Source organism: Brevibacillus centrosporus (assembly GCF_003710815.1).
Lineage (GTDB): Bacteria > Bacillota > Bacilli > Brevibacillales > Brevibacillaceae > Brevibacillus > Brevibacillus centrosporus.
Window position 1 is genome coordinate 1 of the sequence record NZ_RHHP01000003.1, and the last position, 24,202, is coordinate 24,202.

The following is a 24,202-nucleotide window of genomic DNA, read 5'->3' on the forward strand; positions in this document are numbered from 1 at the left end:
TGAGCACCTTACTCAGGTGCTGTCGGTTCATTCGTGATGGGTGGAGTCTGCAGCGGTGGTGCTGCCGGTCCTTCCTCCGGAGTCTTGCGGCTTACACTCGGTACGTGACGCGACTCGTACTCGATCTCTGGAAAGGAATGCACCGAGACATACATACTCCCGCCATACGCCTTCGCCCGGATTAAGACGGGATAGGCGTATTTGTTTTGAAAGACGAAATCAGGACCATACCAGCTAACAGTAGCATCCCGTCCTGGCCGCACATAAGCGACGTGCCTGCTATGTGAATAGCGCTGGATAATTTGCAAGCCAGCCTTGTCCACCGCATTAAAAAGCGTGGAGGAAACCTGGCAGATGCCTCCACCGATTCCTTCCGACAGCTCTCCTCTGACGATGACAGGGGCTTGGAGATAGCCTTTTGCTTTCGTACGCTTGCCGACCACCTTGTTAAAGGAAAAGATCTCACCAGGCAAGACCACCGTGTTGTTGATCGCCTGTGAGGCTAGCGCGATATTATGTGAACGGTTTCGGTTGCCCGAATTAAAGTAGGTCGTATACTGTCCAATCACTTTTTTGCGCACCTGTGCCAACAAGGCTTGATCTACCTTGGGGTAAATCTCCTGGTAGGTAGCCTTCAGCGTTCCTGAGCCTGTTCCGTAATAATATTCATAGAATTGCTGTAGAAAGTCCGTCTCATTCAGCTTTCGTCCCTTTTTGTCCGGAACGACAGCGCCACTTTCGTTGATCGTCGCATTGATTGGCTCGACGTGCACTTTCTTTCCCAACCGTTCCATCGTCATCCTCAGATGGTTTTCATCAACGGTAGGCACGCCCTCCCATGGCACGGTGTAGTCGGATCTATCCAGCATCGCGACCGTCTCCCCTTCCATCTCTACTTGCAAAAAAGGAATGGGATCGAGGGGATTGACCAGCATCAGCAAAGCCAGAGTCCAAGCATAACCCATCCGGCTGCTCACCTCCTATGTGTAGTATGAGCAGCCTTTCGGGTTTCATGCGATTATTTGGTGACGGCTCACATTCTCACCAAAAACCGGCTCACATTCTCGCCAGTCGGCTCATGATAGCCTGGGCTACTGCTTTTAGCCGCTGCTGATCGGTCGCTTCGATGTAGATGGCATTCAATTGATCACGCAGCTCCTGCGCCACTGCGAGTGCAGCTGTCCCTTCTTTCATTTTTTGTGTGTACCGGGCTTTGATGTCGAACAGTTCATCTGCGTACTTCTCGTCTGTTCCGGGGGTAATCGCTCGTTCGTACATGTCTACAACTTCATCGGATGGCTTGCTCGGGAAGTATTCATGTGGTGCTGTACTGTCGAAGAGCGCCACGCTCTTTTCCGGCAAAATCACCATGTCCAAGCTATGCGGATCCAGACCACAGTGGTAAACTTCTACGTCCAGGCCTTGCTTCTGCGCTTCAGCGACCAGCTTTTTCAGCATGGTTGATTTTCCTGATCCAGGGCGTCCTTTAATGAAGTATCGTTTGTCCAGATGATCCGTCAGCTTCATGATGTGGTCGACTGGCCCCTGAGGCGTGGCTGCACCCAGATACATTCGTCTGACATGGGCGGTCTTGTTCAGAGGCTCTCCGGCAAAAAGCAAGCCCTTCAGCTCTTCCGTAACCTGATCGGCTTTTTCGCGATCCAGGTTTTCAATGTAGGGAGCCTCCCATTCGTCGTGGATTCGCAGCGCCTCCCCATAGGCCGCATACGCCTCCTGGCTTTTTTTGTCGATGCCTTCGAACCACCCTGCGATTTGAACCGCGTAGGGAGTCAGCAGGTCCACGTTCAATGCGGTCTGCAGATTTACATGAATCTCAATGACTCCCGGTGCCTGCGGCCGATATAGCCTCGGATAGCTGCTATCCATGATCGCAACCTTCCAGTCGTGTAAGATGACGCCATCGTATTTTCCATTTTCAAAAGGGGAATGAATCCACTCCACCTGCTCTATTTTTCTGCCCATCTCTTTGCCGATGCTCTCGATGATGGGAGACGTAATGCCCTCTACGACACCAGACAGGTAGTAAATTCGTCCGATGCCCTCCAATACCGAATCGTAAAACGTCCGGTACCCTCGCGCTGTGTTTCCTGCAGCATAAATATGTCGCTCTCTCTTTGTCAAAGCCATTCCCTCCTGTACTTCCTGATGCAAGTGAAATCCCTGTATTGTATGCATCAAGACACAATTAGGCATCTGCCTCCTTCCGTCAACGTTAGAAAACTTGGCTCAGGCACGCCTCTTGGAGGAGCCTTCGCTGCACAAACAAAAAAGCCGATGCAAGCGATGCTCGCAACGACTTGTTCCATCCATGACTATCGTTTTTATTTATTTGTTCAAATCCGTCATTTTGCCGGTGGACATGTAAATAATCCACTCGCATATATTCGTCACGTGATCGGCAATCCGCTCCAAATATTGGGCAACCAGAAGCAGATGTGTCCCTTGGGAGATCGCCGTACCATTTTTGGTCATGACTTCCATCAGGTCGCGGAAGATCGTTGAAAACAACTTGTCGACGATATCATCGCGTGCTGCGATTTCTTCTGCCGCGTCTTTGTTGCGTGCGATATACGCATTCAAGCAATCACGTACCATCGCTTTGACGTGATCCGCCATCAATGGAATATCGATGAGCGGCTTGACGTACGGCTCTGCCATGAGTCGTCGTGTCGTCTTGGAGATCGAAACTGCGTGATCGCCCATCCGCTCCAGATCCGTCACCAGCTTGAGCATCGTCCCCAAGCGGCGCAAATCGCTCCCCACCGGCTGCTGCAGAGCAATCAGCCGAAAGCATTCGCTTTGGATTTCCTGCTCCAGCTCGTTGATCACATGGTCGTTGCCAATGACCTGTTCGGCCAATTGCACATCCCGCTCGACCAGGCTTTTGATCGATTTATGAATCGCTTCTTCTACCAGCGTTCCCATCGTCATCAGCTTGCGGTGCAGGACGTCTTGCTGCTCTTCAAAAGCATGTCGTGACATATCCTCGTCCCCCTTTATTTGCTCTATCGCGCATCCATTTCGCATGTGTTTTTATCTGTCACGACAAATAGTACAAGGGGATTGTATAGAGTCGGTGAAGGCAATATGATCTTTGTGTAAAGGTTTTACAAGAACGGCAGCGTGACCGTAAATGTCGTTCCCTGCCCTTCCCTGCTTTGCACACTGATCTGCCCATGCAAATTCTCTACGAGATGTTTGACGATCGCAAGACCCAGCCCTGTTCCTCCAGAGTCGCGGCTGCGCGCTTTGTCTACCCGATAAAACCGTTCAAAAATACGTGGAATGTCCTTTTCCGGAATCCCAATGCCCGTATCAGACACCTGGATCAAGACTCGCTGTGCATTTTGTTCCGTATGGATGGTGATGGCCCCTCCCTCGGGGGTGTAGGCGACCGCATTTGAAAGCAGGTTGAGTACGATCTGCTGCAGACAATCCCGATCAGTCATGAGCAAAATCTCAGGCGTCTGATTCGGCAATGCGATCGACAGCTGCTTACGCTGTGCCTGATCATTCATGATCGCTACAGCTGACGTGATGAGTTCCTGCAGATGAACCTGATTCATTTGCAGTGGCAAACGTTTTTGCTCAATCTTGGACAAGTCCAAAATATCCCGGATCATCCGATAGAGCCGTTCACTTTCATCAGAAATGATCTGCAGGAAGTTGCGGCAGGTCTCTTCATCCTGCATCGCTCCCTCAAGGAGAGTCTCTGTAAAGCCTTTGATGGAAGTAATCGGAGTACGCAGCTCATGGGAAACGTTGGCGACGAAATCACTGCGCATTTTCTCCAGCCGGCGAATTTCTGTAATGTCATGGAGCACCACGACTACTCCTCGCGCTTCCCCTTTGAAGTTGATGTAGGGGGCGAAGTTGACATCCAGCACACGCTCCTGCGGGTAGTAAATGTGTACTTCTTCCCGGAACTTTTCGCTGTTGTCCAGACAGCGGTCGATATATTTGCTAAGCCCAAAGCTTTTACCTGCCTCGATGTGCAGCTTTCCTACGATTTCGTGACCCGCCGTCCCGAGCAGCTTCTCTACGGCCGGATTGACCAGCATGATCCGCCGCTGTTCGGAAATGAAAATAACCCCGCTCGTCATGTTCGTCAGTACGCCAGATAGACGCTGCTGATTTTCCGAGATTTCGTACATCTGCTGTTCCAGGCTGGAGGCCATGAAATTGATGGCACCGGCTAGCTGACCAATCTCATCCTTTGCCTTGATTCTGACGCGGCTCTCGTATTGTCGCTGCGTAATATTGCGGGCTACTCGGGTAATTTCCTCAATCGGTCGAATAATAGAAAAAGAAATGCGAGAAACAACAATCGATCCCACCACAAGTGTAACCAAAAGTCCTGTAAGCAAGCTGTACCACATGTTGTGGATGGTATCCGTAATATCCTTCATAGACATGGCGGAGCGAACGGCACCCACGATCTGCGTGTCTTGTATGATCGGAACAGCTACATACATCATGTCGTGACCGAGTGTTTCGCTGTAACGACGCGAAATGCCCGTCTCACCCTTTAAGGCGGCAAGAAACTCTGGCCTGTCATGATGATTTTCCATCTCCGGGGCATAGGTGGAATTGTCGTAAAGCACATTTCCCTTGGTGTCGATCAGGGTGAGTCTCACTTCATCCGTTGGGGCAACTTGTAGAATACGCTGCTCCAGTGTCTTCCTATCAGAGAAAACATCGGGAAATTGAACTGCCTGGGCGATCAGCTTCGATTCCCGTGACAGAAGCTCATTTAGAGACTGCAGATAGGAGTTTTCCAGGACCTTTGCGAAGTACATCCCCATTAGCAGCAGAACAAGTGAGATCAAGCCGAGAATGGTCAAGGTTAGTTTGATGCGAAAACGAGTCAAAAGTATTGCCCCCCGTTACCCTTCCAATTTATAGCCAAGCCCCCGAACCGTTTTGATGTAGCGCGGATTCTTCGTGTCATCCTCCAGCTTTTCACGCAAATGGCTGACGTGCACGTCTACAATACGGGAGTCGCCGATAAAGTCGTAGTTCCAGACAGCATTGAGCAGCTGATCCCGGGTCAATACACGTCCGTGGTGGCTGGCCAAATAATGAAGAAGCTCAAATTCCTTTGGCGTCAGTTCGACTTTGGCGTCTTTGCGAAACACTTCGTATTTTTCCGGATAGATGCGAATATCCCCGAACTGCAGGACGATATCCTCCTGGGTAACGGATACTTCGGGAGTCGCCTGAATCCGACGGAGAATCGCCTTCACCCGTGCAACGACCTCACGCGGACTGAACGGCTTTGTCAGGTAGTCATCTGCCCCCAGCTCGAGTCCCAAAATTTTGTCCAGCTCATCATCTTTCGCTGTCAGCATCAGGATCGGGGTGTTTACCCGATCTTGGCGCAAGGTTTTACACACGTCCATGCCATCCATTTTGGGCAGCATCAAATCAAGAATAATGAAGTCAGGCTGTTCGCTTTTCACCATGTCCAATGCCTGTTTTCCGTCAAAAGCGGTTACCACCTGAAATCCGGACTTCTCCAAGTTGAATTGCAACAGCTTCACGATGGAAGCTTCGTCATCCACTACTAATACTTTAATCATGTAAAATTCCCCCTAGAGTGTTACCTTGTTGCTGGCATAGAACTGGATCGTATGGAATCGCTTTTCTTCTCTCTACCTTCTCAGTCTGCCAAATCGGAGTTACGAAAGACAAGTTATTTTTTTGTAAAGACACCTTAACAATCCATTTACGTCATGTCGAAAAGCGGGGCTTTCGTTTTTCGGCAAATGCAAGACAGCCCTCAGGAAAATCGACGGGATCCACAAAGCTCCATGGCCCCTCCTGCTTCCACTGGCTCAGCTGAGCGGCTTTCTTGACCGCTCGCAGGACGGCACCGGACTGCTCCATGATCGTACCCGCCAGGCTTAATGCTGCTTTGTCCAAGTCCTCAGAAGGGAGCAGCTGATTCAGCAGGCCGATTCGCAACGCTTCCTGTGCTTCTATTACCTTTCCTGTGTAGATCAGTTCAGTAGCGCGGCTGGGTCCAATCAGTCTGATGATTCTCTGCAGAAAGGATGGGCCGATGGTGATGCCCAGCTTGCCTACCGGTATGCCCATTCTCGCATTCGCCGTCCCTACGCGCATGTCACAAGCCAATGAAAGGATAAAGCCTGCCCCCATTGCTGGGCCATCCACCACTGCCACGACTGGCATGGGCACATTTTCAAAAACACGGATGGCTTCTTCCATCTGTTGAAAAGCATGCTCTGCCTCTTCAATCGACATCTCACAAAACTCTTTGATATCTGCCCCCGCTGTAAATTGGCCCGGTGTGCCGCGCAGCAGGATCACTTTTGCTTTTGACGATTGGCCCGCCAGTCGCCCCAAACGAGCCAGCTCTCCCCACATATTTGCGGTCAGCGCATTGCGAGCAGCTGGTCGATTGATGGTGATGATGGCTATCTTTGACGTCTCCTGCAGGGTTATTTTCCCATCGGGTACGCGTTTGATGTGGACTCTCATGACAGGCAATCCCCTCTCCCTGTTCAGATTTTCACGTCATTGTAGTCTATTATTCCTCCGGGCATTTAAAAAGACGCCTTCCAGATGAAAGGCGCCTTTTGTATAGCGTTTGTGATCTTTATTTCAAAACAGCCAGTACGTTGCGTACGGAGTCAGCAGACTTGTCGAGAGCTACTTTCTCCTCAGCAGTGAGTTCCAGCTCAAAGATTTTCTCGATACCGTTTGCACCGAGCAGAGTCGGTACGCCCAGGTATAGATCTTGGTAGCCGTATTCGCCTTGCAGCAGAGCGATGGAAGGCAGAATGCGCTTCTTGTCCTTCAAGATTGCTTCCGCCATTTGAACCAGAGAAGCGGCTGGAGCATAGTAAGCCGAACCGTTACCCAGCAGGTTGACGATTTCGCCCCCGCCAGTGCGTGTACGCTGTACGATCGCATCCAGACGATCTTTAGGAATCAAGGTTTCCAGTGGAATACCACCCGCGTAGGAGTAGCGTACCAACGGAACCATGTCGTCGCCGTGACCACCCAATACAAAGCCCGTCACGTCTTCTACGGATACGTTCAGTTCCATCGCCACAAAGGTACGGAAACGAGCGGTATCGAGTACACCGGATTGACCAATGACGCGCTCTTTCGGGAAGCCGGACGTGGTGTAGAATGTGTAGGTCATCGCGTCGACCGGATTGGATAGAACGATAACAATGGAGGCAGGAGCATGCGTTTTTACCTGCTCCGCTACGGATTTCATGATGCCAGCGTTTGTGTTTACGAGATCATCGCGGGACATACCAGGCTTGCGTGCGATCCCTGCTGTGATGATAACCAGGTCAGCATCCTTGATGTCTGCATAGTCAGCCGTACCTGTAATGGTTGCATCAAAGCCGAGTACCGGAGCAGATTCCATCATGTCCAGTGCTTTACCCTTTGTCGGGTTTTCCAACTGAGGAATGTCAACCAGAACGACGTCACCCAGTTCTTTTTGAGCCAGGATGAATGCTGTAGTTGCACCTGTAAAGCCGCTACCAATCACCGCAATTTTTTTGCGTTGGAAAGCCATGAATAATCCCCTCCAAATGTGTGGTTTCTTATCCAATCAAGTACAACTTCTATCTTACATGTTTTTGATCAAAGCGTCAGCAAACTCGGAGCATTTCAGCTCGGTTGCGCCATCCATCAGACGTGCGAAATCATACGTTACTGTTTTCGCAGAGATGGTTTTTTCCATGGAGTTGATCAAGAGGTCAGCTGCTTCGTTCCAACCCAGGTGACGGAGCATCATTTCACCGGACAGGATCACGGAGGATGGGTTTACTTTGTCCAATCCAGCGTATTTAGGAGCTGTACCATGCGTTGCTTCGAAGATCGCATGTCCAGTCAGGTAGTTGATGTTGGCACCTGGAGCGATACCGATACCGCCTACTTGAGCAGCCAGAGCGTCAGATACGTAGTCACCGTTCAGGTTCAGGGTAGCTACTACATCGTACTCAGCTGGACGAGTCAGGATTTGTTGCAGGAACGCGTCAGCAATCACGTCTTTTACGATGATTTTGCCAGCTGCTTCTGCTTCTTTTTGTGCTTTGTCAGCGTCGCCGCCTTCAGCTTTGATACGATCGTATTGTGCCCAAGTGAACACTTTGTCGCCGTATTCTGCTTCAGCCACTGCATAACCCCAGCTTTTGAACGCGCCTTCGGTAAACTTCATGATGTTACCTTTGTGTACCAGGGTAACGGATTTGCGTTTGTTATCGATTGCGTAGTTGATCGCTGCACGAACCAGACGCTCTGTACCGTCTTTGGAAACAGGCTTGATACCGATACCAGAAGTTTCTGGGAAGCGGATTTTCTTCACGCCCATTTCTTTTTGCAGGAACTCGATCACTTTTTTCACTTCTGGAGTACCTTCAGCCCACTCTACGCCAGCGTAGATGTCTTCGGTATTCTCACGGAAGATGACCATGTCAGTCAGTTCTGGGTGTTTTACAGGAGATGGAACGCCATCGAAGTATTGAACAGGACGTACGCATGCATACAGATCCAGCTCTTGACGCAGCGCTACGTTGATGGAGCGGATACCGCCGCCAACTGGAGTCGTCAAAGGACCTTTGATTGCGATCAGGTATTCACGAACAGCAGTGAGGGTATCTTCTGGCAACCATTCGTTGTATTGGTTGAAGGATTTTTCACCAGCGAATACTTCGAACCAAGCGATTTTCTTTTCGCCTTTGTATGCTTTTTCTACAGCTGCATCCAGAACGCGTACAGAAGCATTCCAGATGTCAGGACCAGTACCGTCGCCCTCGATGAAAGGAATGATTGGATTGTTAGGTACTACAAGTTTGCCGTTATCAACAGTGATTTTTTCACCGGCAGTTGGTTGCGTCAGGTTTTTAAACACAGGAACCCCTCCAGAGTTGAAATAGTTGTAATAGGATTATTTCCAGACGTAGGGAGAACTACCACGGTTGGTGGTAGTTCTCCAGCAGGAACAGGACAGTTCGCCTGTTCCTGAAACAGGAAAGATCACCCGTTCCTGAAACAGGACAGTTCGCCTGTTCCTACACGCTCGGAAAAGCAATGAGTGTAAGCTTCGCTAAATGATGAGTTTAGCGGCGGTCGATCGGCACATAGTGCTGATTCACAGGACCCGTATAATCCGCGCGTGGGCGAATCAAACGGTTGTTTTCATACTGCTCCATGATGTGTGCAGTCCAACCGGACATACGGCTGATTGCAAAGATCGGTGTGAACAGATCGATTTCCAGACCCAGAGAAATGTAAACAGATGCGGAGTAGAAATCCACGTTTGGCTTCAGGCCTTTTTCGCCGGTAACCATATCGTCGATTTTTACAGACATCTCATACAGCTCAGGACGTCCGATTTGGGTAGTCAGTGCTTTGGACATTTGTTTCAGCCATTTCGCACGTGGGTCACCGTCTTTGTATACACGGTGTCCGAAGCCCATGATTTTTTCTTTGTTGTCCAGTTTGCTGCGTACATAGCCTTCTACTTTGTCCATGCTGCCGATTTCTGTCAGCATTTTTGCTACTGCTTCATTCGCACCACCGTGCAGAGGGCCTTTCAGTGTGCCGATTGCAGACACGATGCCGGAGTAGATATCCGTCAGAGTGGCAACGGTTACACGCGCTGCAAAAGTGGACGCGTTCAGCTCATGGTCAGCATGCAGGATCAAAGCTACATCCAGAGCTTTTACAGCTGTTTCAGTAGGCTCTTCCCCTTTGAGCATGTACAGGAAGTTTTGCGCGATGGTGTACTCAACTTTTGGAGCAACTGGCTCAAGGCCATTGCGCAGGCGTGCATAGGCTGCGATCAGGGTAGGAGTTTGAGCCATCAGGCGAATTGCTTTTCTGTAGTTGGCTTCAGTAGACATGTCCTGCGCTTCTGTATCGTAGAGCGCTAGCGAAGAGACAGCTGTGCGCAAAGCAGCCATTGGGTGAATGCCTTGTGGGTAGTTGCGGATGCTTTCGATCACTTCCGCAGGTACTGCGGCAGACTCGCCCAATTGCTTTTTCAAAGTTTCCAGCTGATCACGCTTCGGTAACGCTCCATGCCAGAGTAAGTATACAACCTCTTCAAAAGTTGCATGTTCTGCTAGCTCATCGATGTTGATCCCGCCGTAGCAGAGAACTCCATCTACGATCGAACAGATTGATGATTCGGCTGCAACGATGCCTTCCAGTCCACGGGTTGCTGTCATAGAACTCCCTCTCCTTTTCCACTTAAGTAATAATGCCTGACCAGTCGTCGCTTGTCCCGCTGACTGGAACACGCAGTGACGTAAAGCTATATAAATTTTGCAGGCAGCGGTTTCTTTCATCCACCACTCTTGTATAGAATGTCATCCACGCAGTCAGAAGTTGGTGCATGGAGAGAGAAAAGAATCCACTCAAGTCGACCCAATTATAAAAGATTATTGCAGTTTTGTGAATAAGGTTGGCGAAAAAATGTTTCAAAGGGTGAAACCCGGTTTTGTTTTTTTCGTTAACTTGCTCGACCTATCCGCATATTGCATAATAGTTACATAAGTATTAGCCCTCACGAATGGGTCAGAAAGGAGAACACTTTGAATCAGCAAAACTGGGTGGAGAGATTGTTCCAAATCATTCGGTTTTTATGGGTTTGCGTGCTTGTCTATCTGGTAATCTGGGTCTTCCAGTTTGCAACACCCTTACTTTACCCATTTCTAATTGCTTTAGTCATTGCGCTCCTGATCAACCGGCCCGTTACGTTCATGACGAGGAAGTTCAAAATCCCTCGTTGGTTGTCCGTGACGATCTCACTTCTGCTCCTTATGCTTCTGGCCGTAGGTGTGGTTACTCTAGTCGTGACAGAGACAGTCGTAGAAATTGGCGAGCTTGCGAAACGTCTACCTGGTTTTGCGGCTGAACTCTCTGATTATCTGCAGCGGACGATTTCCCAGGAGTTTCTCATGGGGCTATACAATCAAATCCAATGGATCTACACGCAGCTTGATCCTGACTTCAAGTTAAAAGTGGATGCTACGATCGGGAGCGGGATCTCGACCATCACACACACCGGGCAAGATCTGATTGTTACATTCTTGAATGGTCTTAAAAATTTCCTCGTTTCCTTGCCGAACATGGCAACCGTATCCGTCATTTCCCTGATGGGTGCCTTCTTTATCTCCAAAGACTTTCACTTGTGGGAAGCACGCTTTCGCCGCATTTTGCCGAAAGGCTTCAATAGCCGGATCGATCAAATCTTTCGAGATCTACGCAATGCCTTGGTCGGCTTTTTGAAGGCACAGCTGACACTCATCTCCCTGACAGCCGCCATCGTCATCATCGGGCTTTTAATCATGCGTGTGGAATACGCCATCACGATCGGGCTGATTACCGGGCTCGTGGATTTGCTGCCTTATCTGGGTACCGGGACGGTTTTCGTTCCATGGATTATTTACCTGTTCTTCAAAGGCAACTACACACTCGTGATCGGGCTGTCGATCCTGTACGCCGTCGTCCTGATCTTCCGCCAAATCATCGAGCCGAAAGTCGTTGCTGAAAACGTGGGTCTCGACCCGCTGCTGACGCTGGTTGCCCTGTTTGTCGGCCTGCAGCTCTTCGGATTTTTGGGACTTATTATCGGACCCGTCGCGCTTGTGATGATCAACGCCTTGGTCAAAGCGAATGTCTTTTCGGACGTATGGGGGTACATCAAGGGCAAACATACATAAGCAACGAAAAACCGCTCCGGGCATTACGCCTGCGAGCGGTTTTTTCTAACTTCCTATCTTTATCTGCGAAACAAAAGCTGGATTTTCCCAGTGGAAATCATGGACCACAGCCATTTTTTCAAGAAGTGCCGGATAATCAGACGCGTGTACGGGAGCAGCAGAATCAGCCCCACAACGTCCGAGAAGAACCCTGGCGACATGAGTAGGATACCGCCTGTCAGCACAAGAGCGCCATCCAGGAGCGTCTCTGTGGGCATCTGCCCCCGCGAGAGCTCAAACTGGAGAGTTCGAATGACCGCAATCCCCTGCTGCTTGGCGAGCCATGCCCCGACGACGCCAGTCAGGATCACCAGAGCGACGGTGTTCCAGCCGCCAATAATACTCCCTATGGAAATCAGCCCCCACAGTTCGATTGCCGGAATTACAATGAACAGAACCACAAGAATACGGAACATGATGCTCGCCACCCCTTTCTGCTGAATAGCCTGGACAGTCTGGACAGTCTGGACAGCGCGCAGCCTACCCGACAGTCACACCAGCATGCTGCTTCGCCAGCCACTCGTATAAGTCTGGCTCCGTACGCGATAAACGAATCGGCTTAAACTCGGCGTTCGTAAAGACATGCATGGTCCTGCCTGTCACCAGTACTTCCGAATCATCCACCCTCACGATCTCATAGGAAAAAGTAAGGCGAACCGGACTGATCTCAGACACATGTGTGCGTACTTCGACCTCATCGTCATACTTTGCCGGTCTTTTATAAGAAATGTCAGCGTCGGTCAATGGCAAAAGGATGCCTTGCTCCTCCAGCTGGCGGTAGGTTAAGTCCGCATGACGAATGAATTCGGTACGTCCGACCTCAAACCAGTTTAAATAATTCGTATGGTAAACCACACCCATTCGATCCGTTTCGCCGTAGCGGACACGCAAGCGATGGGAATGAACGACGGGATTCACTTTCAATCGCCCCTTTCTCTTTCTCCTTATTGTACCATAGACAAGCGGTTCTTTTGACTCACTACGTATGTCCATTTTGCCGTTTCGTCCATACTGGTACGGTATGACTGCAATTTTTCCAAAAGAAGGCGGGGTGGGCTCATGTGGGGGGTTTTTGGGATTTTACTGGTCGGCGTCTTCCTTGCTTGTCTGGAAGTGCCCTTGCTTCGGCGTCCAGGCTACCGCAAAGATTTGATCGTCTTTTCCATCCTGCTTATTTTCGGTATCAGCCTCGCCTGTGCCAAAGTGCTCAATGCCCCCATCCCGAATCCGGGGGACTGGATAGCCGCCCTCTTTCGCCCACTAAGCGATGCGTTTTCCCCACTACTACACTAGGAGGAAGTACGTTTGCCGACTACTGTCAAGATCACGGTCCGTCAAATGATGATCATCATCATCATGTTCACGATCGGAACGACGATTCTCGTGGCACCGTCCACGATGGCACAGGCTTCGGGACAGGACGCCTGGATCAGCGCATCCGTCGGTGTCCTGGTCGGTTTGGGCATTGGCTGGCTGTACGCCTCTATCGGAATGCTTTACCCAGGACACAATCTGCTACAGATCCACGAGCTCATTTTGGGAAAATGGATAGGAAAGCTTGTATCGCTTCTGTTCGTCCTGACGATGCTCCTTTTTTGCTCGCAGGTTCTCTATTACATTGGCAACTTTCTTGCCACGCAATTTTTTCCGAGTACCCCTATCCAGTTTCTGATTCTCTTGTTTTTGATTATTCCTGTTGTATCCCTGCGCTTGGGGATTGAACCCTTTGCCCGTGCCGCTGAAATCTTTTTTCCCTGGTTTCTTTTTTTGTTCCTCTTTCTCGTGCTATTCATCCTGCCCAAGGCGGAAATCACCAACATCCAGCCTGTTTTGGAGGCAAGCCCCAAAGATCTAGTAAAAGGTGTTCTCTGGTTCATCAGTATCACCTATTTGACGGCACCCGCCCTGTTGATGTTTTTCCCGCTGTGCATAAACGACACGTCTACTTTCAGAAGAGGATTCATGCTAAGCAATCTGATCGGCGGTTTTATGCTCGTATTGATCATCATGCTGAGTATTCTGGTTCTTAATCCGAAAATTACCGTTCTGTATAACTACTCTAGCTTTATTCTCGGGCGTCAAATCAATATCGGTGACTTTTTTCAGCGAATGGAAGCTGTCGTTGCCATTATCTGGTTTCTTACGATCTTTGTGAAGCTGACGATGTACTGCTTCTCTGCCATCACGGGTTTGGCTCAGCTGCTCAAGCTGCGATCCTACCGCTCGATCATCGTGCCCACAAGCGTGTTGATCGCCACAGGGGCGCTGATTGTGTATCCCAACAACGCTTACATGCAGAAGTGGGATACGGACACCTGGATCCCTTACAGCTTGCTGCTAGGCATCCTCTACCCTCTCCTGCTGTACGTCATCGGAAGCATACGAAAAAACAGGGAAGGACGAAAATCTAGTCCTTCCCTGTTTCTCTTTTTCCTCTCTAGCTAGCGGATTAACGAATGGGGCAAGCGCCACCCTCGCAAGATTCAGCAGTCGACAGGTCGGCATCTCCACCGGTTTCGAATTGCTGCAAAATCGCAGGGTCAAACGGCTTCATCGTTTGCTTCAAAGCCTCGTATTCAGCCTGTGTGCACTCCTCGTAAGGAGCGAGCTGGTAGTTTCCTCCATCCAGCTGCAGGAAGGAAACCCCTACGAAGTTGTCCCAATTGCCGTAAACGATCTCTTCCACTTCGCTCCACTCTTCTTTGCGAACCGTGATGGTGTTGGAAGAGTTGTGCTCGGTGTATTCCTTCTGGAAACGGAAGTAGGTATCGAACTGGCGTTTTGCGCTCACTTCGTTCTTCGTTTCCTTCGCCCCGGAAGCAACCGGGAAGTCGATAACCAACGTACGGGCATTCGCCATGCGCTCTTCATACGTATCGCCCGGCGTACCTACCTCTGGGTTCACTGTCCAGCCAAGCGCTTGCACCGCTTTTGCCAGTGGATCTTCCGCATTGATACGGATGCGGCGAATGTAGTAAGGCGAGTGAGACCAGTGCAGACCGCTGGAGACGCCGCCTGCTACCTGTGAAAGCGTACCCTCTGGCTTTACTGTGGTTACGAGCAGTGGCGAGTTCACGCGCAGCTCATATGCATAACGGTTGGCTTCATCACGTGCAGCATCTCCCAAGAGGCGGAGCAGCTCCAGCTCTTGCTCTTCGGTATAGCCCAAGGAAGCCAGGGCGTCTTTTACACCTGTCAGCGAGGTACCGAGCAAGCGGTCCCGCTGCTGTACCGTATCCCAGTGCGGCAGCTCCAAAGTCACCAGTGTCATACGCAGACCGGCACGCGCCGATTTTCGTTGTGCCTCCAAAAGGCCGTCCAGATCCAAATATTTGGAGCCATCCGGGCTGGTCTTCACGAACTCAGCCAGATTGACGGTAGTCAGGTTGCAGACACCATAGGAATCCAGCAAAATTTCCGCGCAAGGATTCAGGCCTTCTGCGTTTGGACGGCGGCGATTGGCTTCTTCCAGATTGACGAAGCCAGGCTCACCTTCCAACTGCATCAGGGTGAATACGAGATGCAAAAACTCGCGAGTCGGTTGCTTGGTGAAGGCGATCGAGTTGTTCGACATACGGCGATGGTCCAGTCCATGACGACCATCCCCAACTTTCTGGATGCTGTCAAACCATACAGGCTTGTGCTCGCCCAGCAGTTCCCCCACCCGGCGATGGTGTGCCAGCTGATCTTCTGTCCAGAAGCCGTTAATCCCGTATTTCGCCATCATGCACTCATAATCGTCATGGTCGAACAAGAAGATCTCCGCTGTACGGCGCACTCCGCCAACCACAACGTTTGCTCCAATCAGATTGCCGATGTCCAGGATGTGGATCGGGCGAATTTTGCCGTAGCCCTTTTCATCGCTGCCGATCGGTGCCAGATGTTGATCGATCTGGTTTTTCAGAACTTTATCGATACCCTCAAACATTTCGCGAAGCGGCTCATGTCCACTCGCGGTCCCGCCAAAGCGCTGCAGACGCTCTCCTTTTGGACGGACGCTGTTGTAGGAGATTTTCACGGTATGAATATGCTCATAGGTCTTGTCAGTCAAGATTTGCAAGTATAGGCGAAGCGATTCTACCCAGCCTTCTTTGCTGTCACCCACATAAATTTTGGCAAAGCCGTTTTCCAGTACGTTCAGCTCAGAGCGCTCCAGGCGTTGGTGCTTCGGCAGAGGCTTGTACTCAGAAGACAAGAGAGACACATTTGTGCGGATCGGCGTCAGTCCCTCTGCCATCTCCTTCGTGCACTTGAAGCCTACTCCAGTGCCTACCAGCAGCAGATAGAACAAGTCTCCGAGGTCATCCCATGACTTGATGTTCAGGAAGGAGCAGTTGAAGTTGGCTAGTGGATACAGGTCTGCCACGCCATTCTCTGCGCCTCCAACCCACAGTGTACGACCGGAAAGAAACTGGCGAAGGTTGAACATGTTGTCAAACAGGCCCTCCGCTTCTTTTTCCATCAGGCGCGAATCTGGGCGCAAGCCGATTTTGTTCAGATGTTGATAGGCGAGCTTGATATTGTAATCCACCGAGCGACGGCAGGTTTCCTTCCAGGTTTCCCGTCTTCCTTTTTCCGGTATAAAGCGAGAATAAGTACGGTAATAAACAAACTGCCCAAGCGGACTCATATGTTCAGGAAAATCTGGATATTGTTGCAAGAAATCATCCGTCAGAAAACGGGTTCTGGTAATCAGCTCAGTGGCCAGCATATCGGTTCCTCCTCTAAATGGTTCCTCTCTAGTTAACTATCTTTATCTAAAAAACTCAATAGTTTTACCTACATATAGTACGAAATAATTTTCGACAACACTAGATATAGTATTCCTGATAAAAAAACACTTGACACAGATTTCCCAGCGATGACGGGAGTACCTCCCTTTGCAGCCCCTATATGTATCGGTTTTCCTATCTGTGACAAATATGATTCTTTTACCCCAAAAATAGGGAGACCCTTGTCGAACGGTTCAAAATCTTCATCTCGTAAATGCTCCTCTAAGAGGCAACCAAACGATTTTACCAGATTGCCCCCCGCTTTTCATTACCTAAAACCAACCGTTATCTGGTAAATAACAGCAAATCAGGCGCTCGTTTTACTCGCCAAGCGCATGACAAAGAGGGTGACGAATAGTCACCCTCGAATCGGCTATGCAACAAAATGATTCTTAATACCTAAAACTAAAGTACGCGTGCGTGTCCAGAATATATATGTCCCCGCTCGGAGTCAACGGTCACGACTTGACCTTCCTTCAGGATCTCCGTAGCAAACGGCACCCCAACAATGACCGGAACGCCCACGTTGAGCCCTACGATCGCGGCATGAGAAGTCAAACCGGCCTCTTCCGTAATGACAGCGGCCGCTTTTTTGAAGGCATCAATCATGTCAGAATCCGTTCCGATGGTCACCAGAATGGAGCCTTCCTCCGTTTTTGCCAATGCTTCCTCTGCCGAACGAGCCAGCACGATTTTCCCTGTCACGACTTTGCGCCCAATTCCTTGGCCTTTGGCTACAACATCGCCAATGACATGGATTTTCATCAGATTCGTGGTACCTACTTCACGAACCGGTACACCCGCAGTAATGACCACGAGATCGCCATGGCGTACAAAGCCTGCTTCCAGCGCTTCCTGTACAGACATGTCCAGCATCTCGTCTGTCGTATTCGCCATTTCACCCAGGACAGGATATACCCCGTTGATCAGCGACATACGCCGAATCACGCTGGCATGTGGAGTCACCGCGACAATCGGTGCCTTTGGACGGAATTTGGCTACCATGCGCGCTGTATGACCGCTCTCTGTAGCCGTAATGATCGCAGCAGCATTCAGGTCCAGTGCTGCATTGGAAACGGCCTGGCTGATCGCGTCCGTGATCGTTACTTGCTTCAGCTGTGCTTGTGCGTACAGGATCTCCCGATAGTTGAGCTCCTGCTCAGCGCGCACGGCGATACGATCCATCGTTTCCACCGATTCTACCGGATATTTCCCCGCAGCCGTTTCCCCGGAAAGCATGATGCAATCTGTTCCATCAAAGATCGCATTGGCTACGTCACTCGCTTCCGCACGGGTTGGGCGTGGGTTGCGCTGCATGGAATCGAGCATTTGTGTCGCCGTGATAACCGGCTTTGCGAGCTCGTTACATTTTTTGATCAGCTTCTTCTGTACCAAAGGCACTTCCTCAGCCGGAATTTCTACCCCAAGATCCCCACGCGCAACCATGATTCCGTCTGTGACGACGAGAATTTCATCTACATTGTCTACGCCTTCCTGGTTCTCAATCTTGGCAATGATATCGATTTTGGCGTTGTGGCGTTCCAGAATTGCGCGGATCTCCAGGATGTCAGATGCTTTACGCACAAAGGAAGCCGCGATAAAGTCCACCTGCTGGGCAATCCCAAACTCGATGTCCTGTGCGTCCTTTTCCGTAATTCCTGGCAGATTGATTTTCACACCTGGAACGTTTACGCCCTTCTTGCTTTTCAGCGTGCCGCCGTTCTTGATAAAGCACACGATGTCTGTGCCTTTTACTTCTTTTACGGTCAGCCCGATCAGACCATCATCAATCAGGATCGTATCGCCTGGCTTGACATCCTCTGGCAGCTCTCCATACGTGATGGATACGCGCTCAGCCGTTCCTGCTACCTCTTCCGTTGTGAGAATCATGGTATTTCCTTCTACCAGCTCCACTGCATCGACAGCCAATGTACCCGTACGAATCTCTGGTCCTTTCGTATCGAGCAGGATCGCAATCGGCTTGCCTGTTTCCTCAGCGGCCTTGCGAATATTTACGATCCGTGCCGCGTGTTCTTCATGAGAGCCGTGTGAGAAATTGAGCCGAGCTACGTTCATCCCGGCATGGATCAGCTTTTTCAACGTCTCGACCGACTCGCTCGCCGGTCCAATGGTACATACAATTTTCGCTTTTCTCAACATAGGATTCTGCCTCCTCTTTTACCTAAAACCTGTCCTGTGTTAAATGGACAGCGTACGTGCCAGCTGATAAACGGATAAGTCCAGTTGGTGCTTCTTCGCCAATGCTTCATTGAAGTCGACATCGACAATTTGATTGTTTTGGATTCCTACCATACGGTCCCGCTTGCCTTCCAAGAGCAAGTCAACTGCTGCCGCACCCATACGGCTTCCCAGCATGCGATCCATCGCCGTCGGAGAACCGCCGCGTTGGATATGCCCAAGTACAGTTACGCGTGTCTCCCAGCCGGTTGCCTTGGTGATGGCATCCGCGTAGGAGGAAGCACTTCCGACACCTTCTGCTACGATGATGATGGAATGCTTCTTGCCGCGGCGCTGACCAGCATGGAGCCGCTCCAGAATGTCTTCCATATCCTGCGCTTCCTCCGGGATAATAATGGACTCTGCCCCTGCAGCAAGCCCTGCCCACAGAGCCAAATCTCCGGCATCGCGCCCCATTACTTCAATGATATAGGTGCGCTCATGCGAGGTAGCCGTATCGCGGATTTTATCGATCGCTTCCACAATCGTATTCAATGCGGTATCAAACCCGACCGTAAAGTCCGTGCACGGAATGTCATTGTCAATCGTCCCTGGAACGCCAATCGTCGGAAATCCTTTTTCCGTCAGTTTTTGTGCCCCGCGAAACGATCCGTCTCCTCCGATGACAATCAAGCCTTCGATCCCAAACTTGCGCAGCTGCTCTACAGCCCTCTGCTGTCCAGCCTCTGTCTTGAACTCCTCGCTGCGTGCCGAATATAGAATCGTTCCGCCCCGTTGAATAATATCCCCAACGGAACCAAGCGACATCTCTTGAATATCCCCACTCATCAGTCCCTCATATCCATGGTACACGCCGTACATTTGTACCCCGTGATAAGCAGCTCGTCGAACAGCCGCCCGTACAGCAGCGTTCATTCCTGGAGCATCGCCACCGCTGGTCAGAACCGCAAGCTTTTGCATGGAATCCACCTCTCCAATCGTGTCATCTTTAGCATGTCATGAAACGCCAACAGTATGTACCATATAGGGTATGAATCACACTGTATCATTTCACTTTTCATATCTGTTATACTAAGAAAAAGATATGTGTCATACTTTTCAAAAGATCTGATGATTTCTTGATTCGACTACGATTGTAGCAGATTTCCCTTGCAGAAAAAAGCCAAAAAACGCCCCCTGCAATCACAGGGAGGCGTATTCACCAATCTGTTTAAACTTTTCGTAACGATCCTGTATTAGTTCATCCGGAGTCATTTTACCGAGCTGTTCCAGTTGGTCTACGATCGTGGCTTTGACCATACTCGCCTGCTGAATCAAATCGCGATGCGCTCCTCCAAACGGTTCTTCGATGATGCCATCGATCACACCCAGCTCAAGCAAATCTGGCGCCGTAATTTTCATCGTCTCAGCTGCACGCATACCCAAGCTGGAATCTCTCCACAAAATGGCAGCGGCACTCTCCGGAGCAATCACGGAGTAATAGGAATTCTCGAGCATAAAAATACGGTTGCCCACACTGATCGCGAGCGCTCCGCCACTACCGCCTTCCCCGATGACAATGCAAATAATCGGTACACGGAAAGTAGCCATTTCACGCAGGTTGCGAGCAATTGCTTCACTTTGGCCGCGCTCTTCAGCAGCCTTGCCGGGATAGGCACCCGACGTATTGATAAAGCAGATGATCGGGCGACCGAATTTGTCAGCCTGCTCCATGATGCGGAGCGCTTTGCGGTAGCCTTCCGGATGCGCCATCCCAAAATTCCGCTTGATGTTATCCTTGGTATCTTTCCCTTTTTGATGCCCGACGATGGTTACTGGGCGTCCATCCAGCTTGGCGATCCCGCCCACAATGGAATGGTCATCCCCGTATAACCGGTCTCCATGCACTTCGATAAAATCAGTAAAAAGTAACTGTATGTAGTCCAGTGTTGTCGGACGTTCCGGATGGCGAGCCAGTTGTACACGCTGCCACGGTGTCAGGTTTCCATAGATTTGCTGAGCAAGATCTTTTGACTTTTGCTCCAGTCGCTTGATTTCATCCGAGAAATCAATGCCTTTTTCCTCGGTAAAACGACGCAGCTCCTTGATCTTGTCCTGTAATTCGACTAATGGCTTTTCAAAAGGGAGTTCTCCTGCCATGCTTCCACTCCTTCCCGCGACGTGTGCATCTCTACCAGTTTGGCTAGTGTAGCACGCATATCTTTGCGGTGCACCACCATATCGAGCTGACCGTTCTTCAACAAGAATTCCGCTGTTTGGAAGTCTTTCGGCAACTCCTGGCGAATCGTTTGCTCAATGACACGACGTCCGGCAAAGCCGATCATAGCTCCTGGTTCGGCGATATTGTAATCTCCCAATGAAGAAAAGCTTGCAGACACGCCGCCATACGTTGGATTTGTCATAACCGATACGAACAGCAGACGCTCCCGATCGAGTCTGGACAAAGCCGCACTTGTTTTTGCCATTTGCATGAGGCTGAGAACGCCCTCTTGCATACGCGCACCACCTGAAGCAGAGAACAAGATGAACGGCAAACGACGAGCGATTGCTTGTTCGATCGCTCTAGTAATCTTTTCACCTACGACAGAGCCCATACTGGCCATACGGAAGCGTGAATCCATTACCCCTATCACAATCCGGTTGCCGCCAAGCACACCTTCACCGGTAATGATCGCTTCATTCAGGTTCGTATTTACCTTGTCCTGCTCGAGTTTTTCCAAATACCCTGGGAAACCGAGTGGATTGGCTGTAGTCAAATTCGCGTCGAATTCCTCTGTCAGTGCACCTTCATCCAAGAGAGACACCAGACGCTCAGGAGCAGACATGGAATAATGGTATTGGCACCCTTTACAGACGCGCAAATTTTTCTCCAGATCCTTGGAATAGTGAATCGTCCCGCAGTGAGGACATTTATTCATCAATCCTTCAGGGACTTCCTTTTCTCTCGTTCCTGCTTCCTTAGAAGGGTCGGTGGAAGCAGGGACACGTGCGAGTGTCTCCGAAGGGACTGTAGCAAACTTGCGCTTTTTCCCAAAAAGATCTTTTAGCACTGGTACACCCCACCTTTCTCTTCAGTGAAGGATCGTGGCGAGTACTTCCTGGACTTCTTGCAGCTCGCCCTCCGGCACCAAAATCTCGTATTGCTTCGAGACTTTTGCCTCGCGAACCTTTACCAGGAATCCTTCATCTGTCAAACGTTGTTGAATCCGTTCTGCGATTCTTGCGCTAGGAGCGATGTAGATGACAGTCCACACGCTGGCTTCCTCCTTCATCGTCCAATACAGGTCTGCATCATCATATCACAGCCTTTGCGCCTGTCGCAAATGGGGGAAAATCATAGCTTACTGTTCTCCAAATGATGCCTCATTTTTTCAACAGCCGCTGTCGCATCGCCTGCGCGGATCGCTTCCATGATCTCGCGATGCTCCGCAACAGCCATCCTCGCCCTGCCCTCGCGAGACAATGATTCAATGCGGACACTGTTGCTGTATTCGACAAGAGGCGCCCAGATCCGATGCAGGATCGAATTGCGGCTAGAGCGGCAAATGACGCGATGAAACTGGTAGTCTTCTTCCGTGGGTACTTCCCCCCGCTCGACCCGTTCCTCGGCAATCGCCAAAATGCGTTCCATCTCTTCAAAGTGCTTGTCAGTCGCTCGTCTGCAGGCGAGCCGCACCGCATCCAACTCCAGGATTCGGCGCATCTCGATCAGATCCTTCTTTGTCTTGGCATCCCGCAGGATGAAAAATCCGAGGATGTCAATCAGCCGATTGTGCCGGTAACTCTTTAAGAATGTGCCTTCCCCTCTGCGAGTCTCGATCAATCCGAGAAGCTCCAATGCTCGGAGCGCTTCACGGACAGAGGAACGACCTGCACCCAGCTGCTCCGACAGTTCCCGCTCGGACGGAAGCTTGTCGCCGGGACGCAGATTTCTCTCTTGAACGATCTCATGAATCTGCAGGAGAATCCCTTCGTATACCTTTCTCTCTTGGGATGAGTCGAGCACCATTCGTCCTCCTTACGTAACACTTACTGTGAAGTGAAGCACCCCCCGGCGGCGCCTGGAAACACGGTGTCTCGGAGGGTGATCTTTACACGATTCCTATACTTGCTGGTAGGAGATCGCTGCCAGGTTCATGGTTTTTTGTTTCACATCTTCTGGATCGACAGTGATGCGAGCTACGCCGCTTTCCATTGCCGCTTTCGCTACCGCTGCAGCTACATTTGGAGCCACGCGAGCATCAAATGGAGCCGGGATTACTTTATCGGCAGACAGCTCTTCTGGCGTGATCAAATCTGCGATTGCGTACACAGCTGCCAGCTTCATTTCTTCGTTGATGTTGGTAGCACGAGTATCCAGAGCACCGCGGAAGATTCCTGGGAAGGCCAGTACGTTGTTTACTTGGTTCGGGAAGTCGGAGCGTCCGGTACCTACTACTTTTGCACCTGCCGCTTTTGCTACATCCGGCATAATTTCCGGAACTGGGTTTGCCATCGCGAAGATGATTGCGTCGCGGTTCATGGAGCTTACCATCTCAGCTGTTACAGCGCCCGCTACGGAAACTCCGATGAATACGTCGGCACCTTTCATCGCATCTTCCAGGTTGCCTTGGATCTTGTCGTGGTTCGTGATTTTTGCCATTTCCTCTTTTACCGGGTTCATCCCGAACGGACGGCCTTCATATACGATCCCTTTGGTGTCGCACATGATTACGTCTTTCACACCCATGGAAACGAGGAGCTTAATGATGGCGATACCTGCTGCACCAGCACCGTTTGCTACGACGCGAATATCCTCGAGCTTTTTGTCCACCACGCGCAGGGCGTTGATCAGACCTGCAGCGGTTACGATCGCTGTACCGTGTTGGTCATCGTGGAATACGGGAATGTTGGTTTCACGCTTCAGGCGCTCTTCTACTTCAAAGCACGCAGGGGCCGCGATGTCTTCCAGGTTTACGCCGCCAAAGGTAGGCTCGAGCAGCTTCACGGTTTCTACGATTTTGTCTACGTCTGTGGTATTCAGGCAGATTGGGAAAGCATCCACACCTGCAAAGGATTTGAACAGAACGGCTTTCCCTTCCATAACCGGCATAGCAGCTTCTGGGCCGATATTGCCGAGGCCGAGTACAGCAGTCCCGTCGCTTACTACCGCTACGAGGTTGCCTTTCATCGTATATTCGTACACTTTTGACTTGTCGTCAAAAATATCTTTGCATGGTTCGGCAACCCCTGGAGAATAAGCAAGGCTCAAGTCACGTGCATTGCGAACTGGCACTTTTGTGACAGCCTCCAATTTACCTTGATGTTTTCTGTGAAGTTCTAATGCTTCCTCTCGCAGATTAGACACTCATAACCACTCCATTCACGTTTATCTTTTTCTAGTACTGCTTCTAAAACCGCCTGTTGCTTTCCAATAATCGTCCAGTGGTCTGACCACTTTTCAAGTTATGTTCT

At 50.5% G+C, this 24,202-nt stretch carries 22 protein-coding genes; 3 read left to right on the plus strand and 19 right to left on the minus strand.

All coding sequences use genetic code 11. The annotated features are described in order from the left end of the window. Window positions 1–8: 8 nt before the first annotated feature. From EDM55_RS04455 to citZ, 9 genes are all read right to left on the minus strand, one after another. Window positions 9–965, minus strand: coding sequence for a VanW family protein (locus EDM55_RS04455; RefSeq protein ID WP_122959716.1), 957 nt, complete (start codon window positions 963–965; stop codon window positions 9–11). A gap of 91 nt (window positions 966–1,056) precedes the next feature. After that, window positions 1,057–2,148 (minus strand): PRK06851 family protein, encoded by a 1,092-nt coding sequence (locus EDM55_RS04460; protein WP_246070897.1) that lies wholly within the window; start codon window positions 2,146–2,148, stop codon window positions 1,057–1,059. A gap of 198 nt (window positions 2,149–2,346) precedes the next feature. Beyond that, complete coding sequence (gene phoU / locus EDM55_RS04465; protein ID WP_092266102.1) at window positions 2,347–3,003, minus strand: phosphate signaling complex protein PhoU; 657 nt, start codon at window positions 3,001–3,003, stop codon at window positions 2,347–2,349. A gap of 125 nt (window positions 3,004–3,128) precedes the next feature. Beyond that, window positions 3,129–4,892 (minus strand): two-component system histidine kinase PnpS, encoded by a 1,764-nt coding sequence (gene pnpS / locus EDM55_RS04470; RefSeq protein WP_092266103.1) that lies wholly within the window; start codon window positions 4,890–4,892, stop codon window positions 3,129–3,131. A 15-nt stretch (window positions 4,893–4,907) separates the two neighbouring features. Beyond that, a complete protein-coding gene (locus tag EDM55_RS04475) occupies window positions 4,908–5,603 on the minus strand; it encodes a response regulator transcription factor (RefSeq protein ID WP_092266104.1) in 696 nt (231 codons plus the stop codon). Between the two features lie 151 nt (window positions 5,604–5,754). Continuing rightward, a complete protein-coding gene (locus EDM55_RS04480; RefSeq protein WP_122959717.1) occupies window positions 5,755–6,525 on the minus strand; it encodes an enoyl-CoA hydratase/isomerase family protein in 771 nt (256 codons plus the stop codon). Window positions 6,526–6,643: 118 nt separating this feature from the next. After that, complete coding sequence (gene mdh / locus EDM55_RS04485) at window positions 6,644–7,582, minus strand: malate dehydrogenase (protein WP_092266106.1); 939 nt, start codon at window positions 7,580–7,582, stop codon at window positions 6,644–6,646. Between the two features lie 54 nt (window positions 7,583–7,636). Next, entirely contained in the window at window positions 7,637–8,920 is a 1,284-nt protein-coding gene (gene icd / locus EDM55_RS04490; RefSeq protein WP_092266107.1) for an NADP-dependent isocitrate dehydrogenase, read from the minus strand. A gap of 208 nt (window positions 8,921–9,128) precedes the next feature. Beyond that, window positions 9,129–10,241 carry a citrate synthase gene (gene citZ, locus EDM55_RS04495; protein WP_092266108.1) on the minus strand — a complete coding sequence of 371 codons (1,113 nt, stop codon included), beginning with the start codon at window positions 10,239–10,241 and terminating at the stop codon, window positions 9,129–9,131. 366 nt (window positions 10,242–10,607) lie between these two features. Between citZ and ytvI the strand changes: the two genes are divergently transcribed. Beyond that, the gene (gene ytvI, locus EDM55_RS04500; protein ID WP_092266109.1) at window positions 10,608–11,738 is read left to right on the plus strand and encodes a sporulation integral membrane protein YtvI; all 1,131 of its coding nucleotides are present in this window, start codon (window positions 10,608–10,610) and stop codon (window positions 11,736–11,738) included. A gap of 59 nt (window positions 11,739–11,797) precedes the next feature. On the opposite strand, the gene EDM55_RS04505 is transcribed toward ytvI, so the two are convergent. Beyond that, window positions 11,798–12,193, minus strand: coding sequence for an FxsA family protein (locus EDM55_RS04505; protein ID WP_092266110.1), 396 nt, complete (start codon window positions 12,191–12,193; stop codon window positions 11,798–11,800). A gap of 64 nt (window positions 12,194–12,257) precedes the next feature. Beyond that, window positions 12,258–12,695: an acyl-CoA thioesterase gene (locus tag EDM55_RS04510; protein WP_122959830.1), complete on the minus strand. Its 438-nt coding sequence runs from the start codon at window positions 12,693–12,695 to the stop codon at window positions 12,258–12,260. A 141-nt stretch (window positions 12,696–12,836) separates the two neighbouring features. Between EDM55_RS04510 and EDM55_RS04515 the strand changes: the two genes are divergently transcribed. Then, entirely contained in the window at window positions 12,837–13,070 is a 234-nt protein-coding gene (locus tag EDM55_RS04515) for a hypothetical protein (RefSeq protein ID WP_092266111.1), read from the plus strand. Between the two features lie 12 nt (window positions 13,071–13,082). Continuing rightward, a complete protein-coding gene (locus EDM55_RS04520; protein ID WP_122959718.1) occupies window positions 13,083–14,222 on the plus strand; it encodes a GerAB/ArcD/ProY family transporter in 1,140 nt (379 codons plus the stop codon). A 4-nt stretch (window positions 14,223–14,226) separates the two neighbouring features. Here the strand turns inward: EDM55_RS04520 and nrdJ are convergent, their stop codons facing one another. From nrdJ to ystJ, 8 genes are all read right to left on the minus strand, one after another. Beyond that, window positions 14,227–16,488 carry a ribonucleoside-triphosphate reductase, adenosylcobalamin-dependent gene (nrdJ, locus tag EDM55_RS04525; RefSeq protein ID WP_122959719.1) on the minus strand — a complete coding sequence of 754 codons (2,262 nt, stop codon included), beginning with the start codon at window positions 16,486–16,488 and terminating at the stop codon, window positions 14,227–14,229. 466 nt (window positions 16,489–16,954) lie between these two features. Next, window positions 16,955–18,709, minus strand: coding sequence for a pyruvate kinase (pyk, locus tag EDM55_RS04530; protein WP_122959720.1), 1,755 nt, complete (start codon window positions 18,707–18,709; stop codon window positions 16,955–16,957). Between the two features lie 39 nt (window positions 18,710–18,748). After that, window positions 18,749–19,708: a 6-phosphofructokinase gene (pfkA, locus tag EDM55_RS04535; protein ID WP_092266116.1), complete on the minus strand. Its 960-nt coding sequence runs from the start codon at window positions 19,706–19,708 to the stop codon at window positions 18,749–18,751. A 222-nt stretch (window positions 19,709–19,930) separates the two neighbouring features. Then, on the minus strand, window positions 19,931–20,887 hold the full coding sequence (gene accA / locus EDM55_RS04540; RefSeq protein ID WP_092266117.1) for an acetyl-CoA carboxylase carboxyl transferase subunit alpha: 957 nt from the start codon (window positions 20,885–20,887) through the stop codon (window positions 19,931–19,933). After that, window positions 20,854–21,798 (minus strand): acetyl-CoA carboxylase, carboxyltransferase subunit beta, encoded by a 945-nt coding sequence (accD, locus tag EDM55_RS04545; protein WP_092266118.1) that lies wholly within the window; start codon window positions 21,796–21,798, stop codon window positions 20,854–20,856. Before accD ends, accA begins: the two co-directional genes overlap by 34 nt. 21 nt (window positions 21,799–21,819) lie before the next feature. Further along, on the minus strand, window positions 21,820–22,002 hold the full coding sequence (locus tag EDM55_RS04550) for a glutamate decarboxylase (RefSeq protein ID WP_092266119.1): 183 nt from the start codon (window positions 22,000–22,002) through the stop codon (window positions 21,820–21,822). 80 nt (window positions 22,003–22,082) lie between these two features. After that, window positions 22,083–22,754, minus strand: a complete 672-nt coding sequence (locus tag EDM55_RS04555) for a FadR/GntR family transcriptional regulator (protein WP_122959831.1) — start codon at window positions 22,752–22,754, stop codon at window positions 22,083–22,085. Window positions 22,755–22,850: 96 nt separating this feature from the next. Beyond that, window positions 22,851–24,095, minus strand: coding sequence for an NADP-dependent malic enzyme (gene ystJ / locus EDM55_RS04560; RefSeq protein WP_092266120.1), 1,245 nt, complete (start codon window positions 24,093–24,095; stop codon window positions 22,851–22,853). Between the last annotated feature and the right edge of the window lie 107 nt (window positions 24,096–24,202).

Bases quoted from the DNA above. Each gene is read 5' to 3' on its own strand.
- EDM55_RS04455 (WP_122959716.1), bottom strand. From the start codon at position 965: ATGGGTTATGCTTGGACTCTGGCTTTGCTGATGCTGGTCAATCCCCTC.
- EDM55_RS04460 (WP_246070897.1), bottom strand. From the start codon at position 2,148: ATGGCTTTGACAAAGAGAGAGCGACATATTTATGCTGCAGGAAACACA.
- phoU (WP_092266102.1), bottom strand. From the start codon at position 3,003: ATGTCACGACATGCTTTTGAAGAGCAGCAAGACGTCCTGCACCGCAAG.
- EDM55_RS04475 (WP_092266104.1), bottom strand. From the start codon at position 5,603: ATGATTAAAGTATTAGTAGTGGATGACGAAGCTTCCATCGTGAAGCTG.
- EDM55_RS04480 (WP_122959717.1), bottom strand. From the start codon at position 6,525: ATGAGAGTCCACATCAAACGCGTACCCGATGGGAAAATAACCCTGCAG.
- mdh (WP_092266106.1), bottom strand. From the start codon at position 7,582: ATGGCTTTCCAACGCAAAAAAATTGCGGTGATTGGTAGCGGCTTTACA.
- citZ (WP_092266108.1), bottom strand. From the start codon at position 10,241: ATGACAGCAACCCGTGGACTGGAAGGCATCGTTGCAGCCGAATCATCA.
- EDM55_RS04505 (WP_092266110.1), bottom strand. From the start codon at position 12,193: ATGTTCCGTATTCTTGTGGTTCTGTTCATTGTAATTCCGGCAATCGAA.
- EDM55_RS04515 (WP_092266111.1), top strand. From the start codon at position 12,837: ATGTGGGGGGTTTTTGGGATTTTACTGGTCGGCGTCTTCCTTGCTTGT.
- nrdJ (WP_122959719.1), bottom strand. From the start codon at position 16,488: ATGCTGGCCACTGAGCTGATTACCAGAACCCGTTTTCTGACGGATGAT.
- pyk (WP_122959720.1), bottom strand. From the start codon at position 18,709: ATGTTGAGAAAAGCGAAAATTGTATGTACCATTGGACCGGCGAGCGAG.
- pfkA (WP_092266116.1), bottom strand. From the start codon at position 19,708: ATGCAAAAGCTTGCGGTTCTGACCAGCGGTGGCGATGCTCCAGGAATG.
- accA (WP_092266117.1), bottom strand. From the start codon at position 20,887: ATGGCAGGAGAACTCCCTTTTGAAAAGCCATTAGTCGAATTACAGGAC.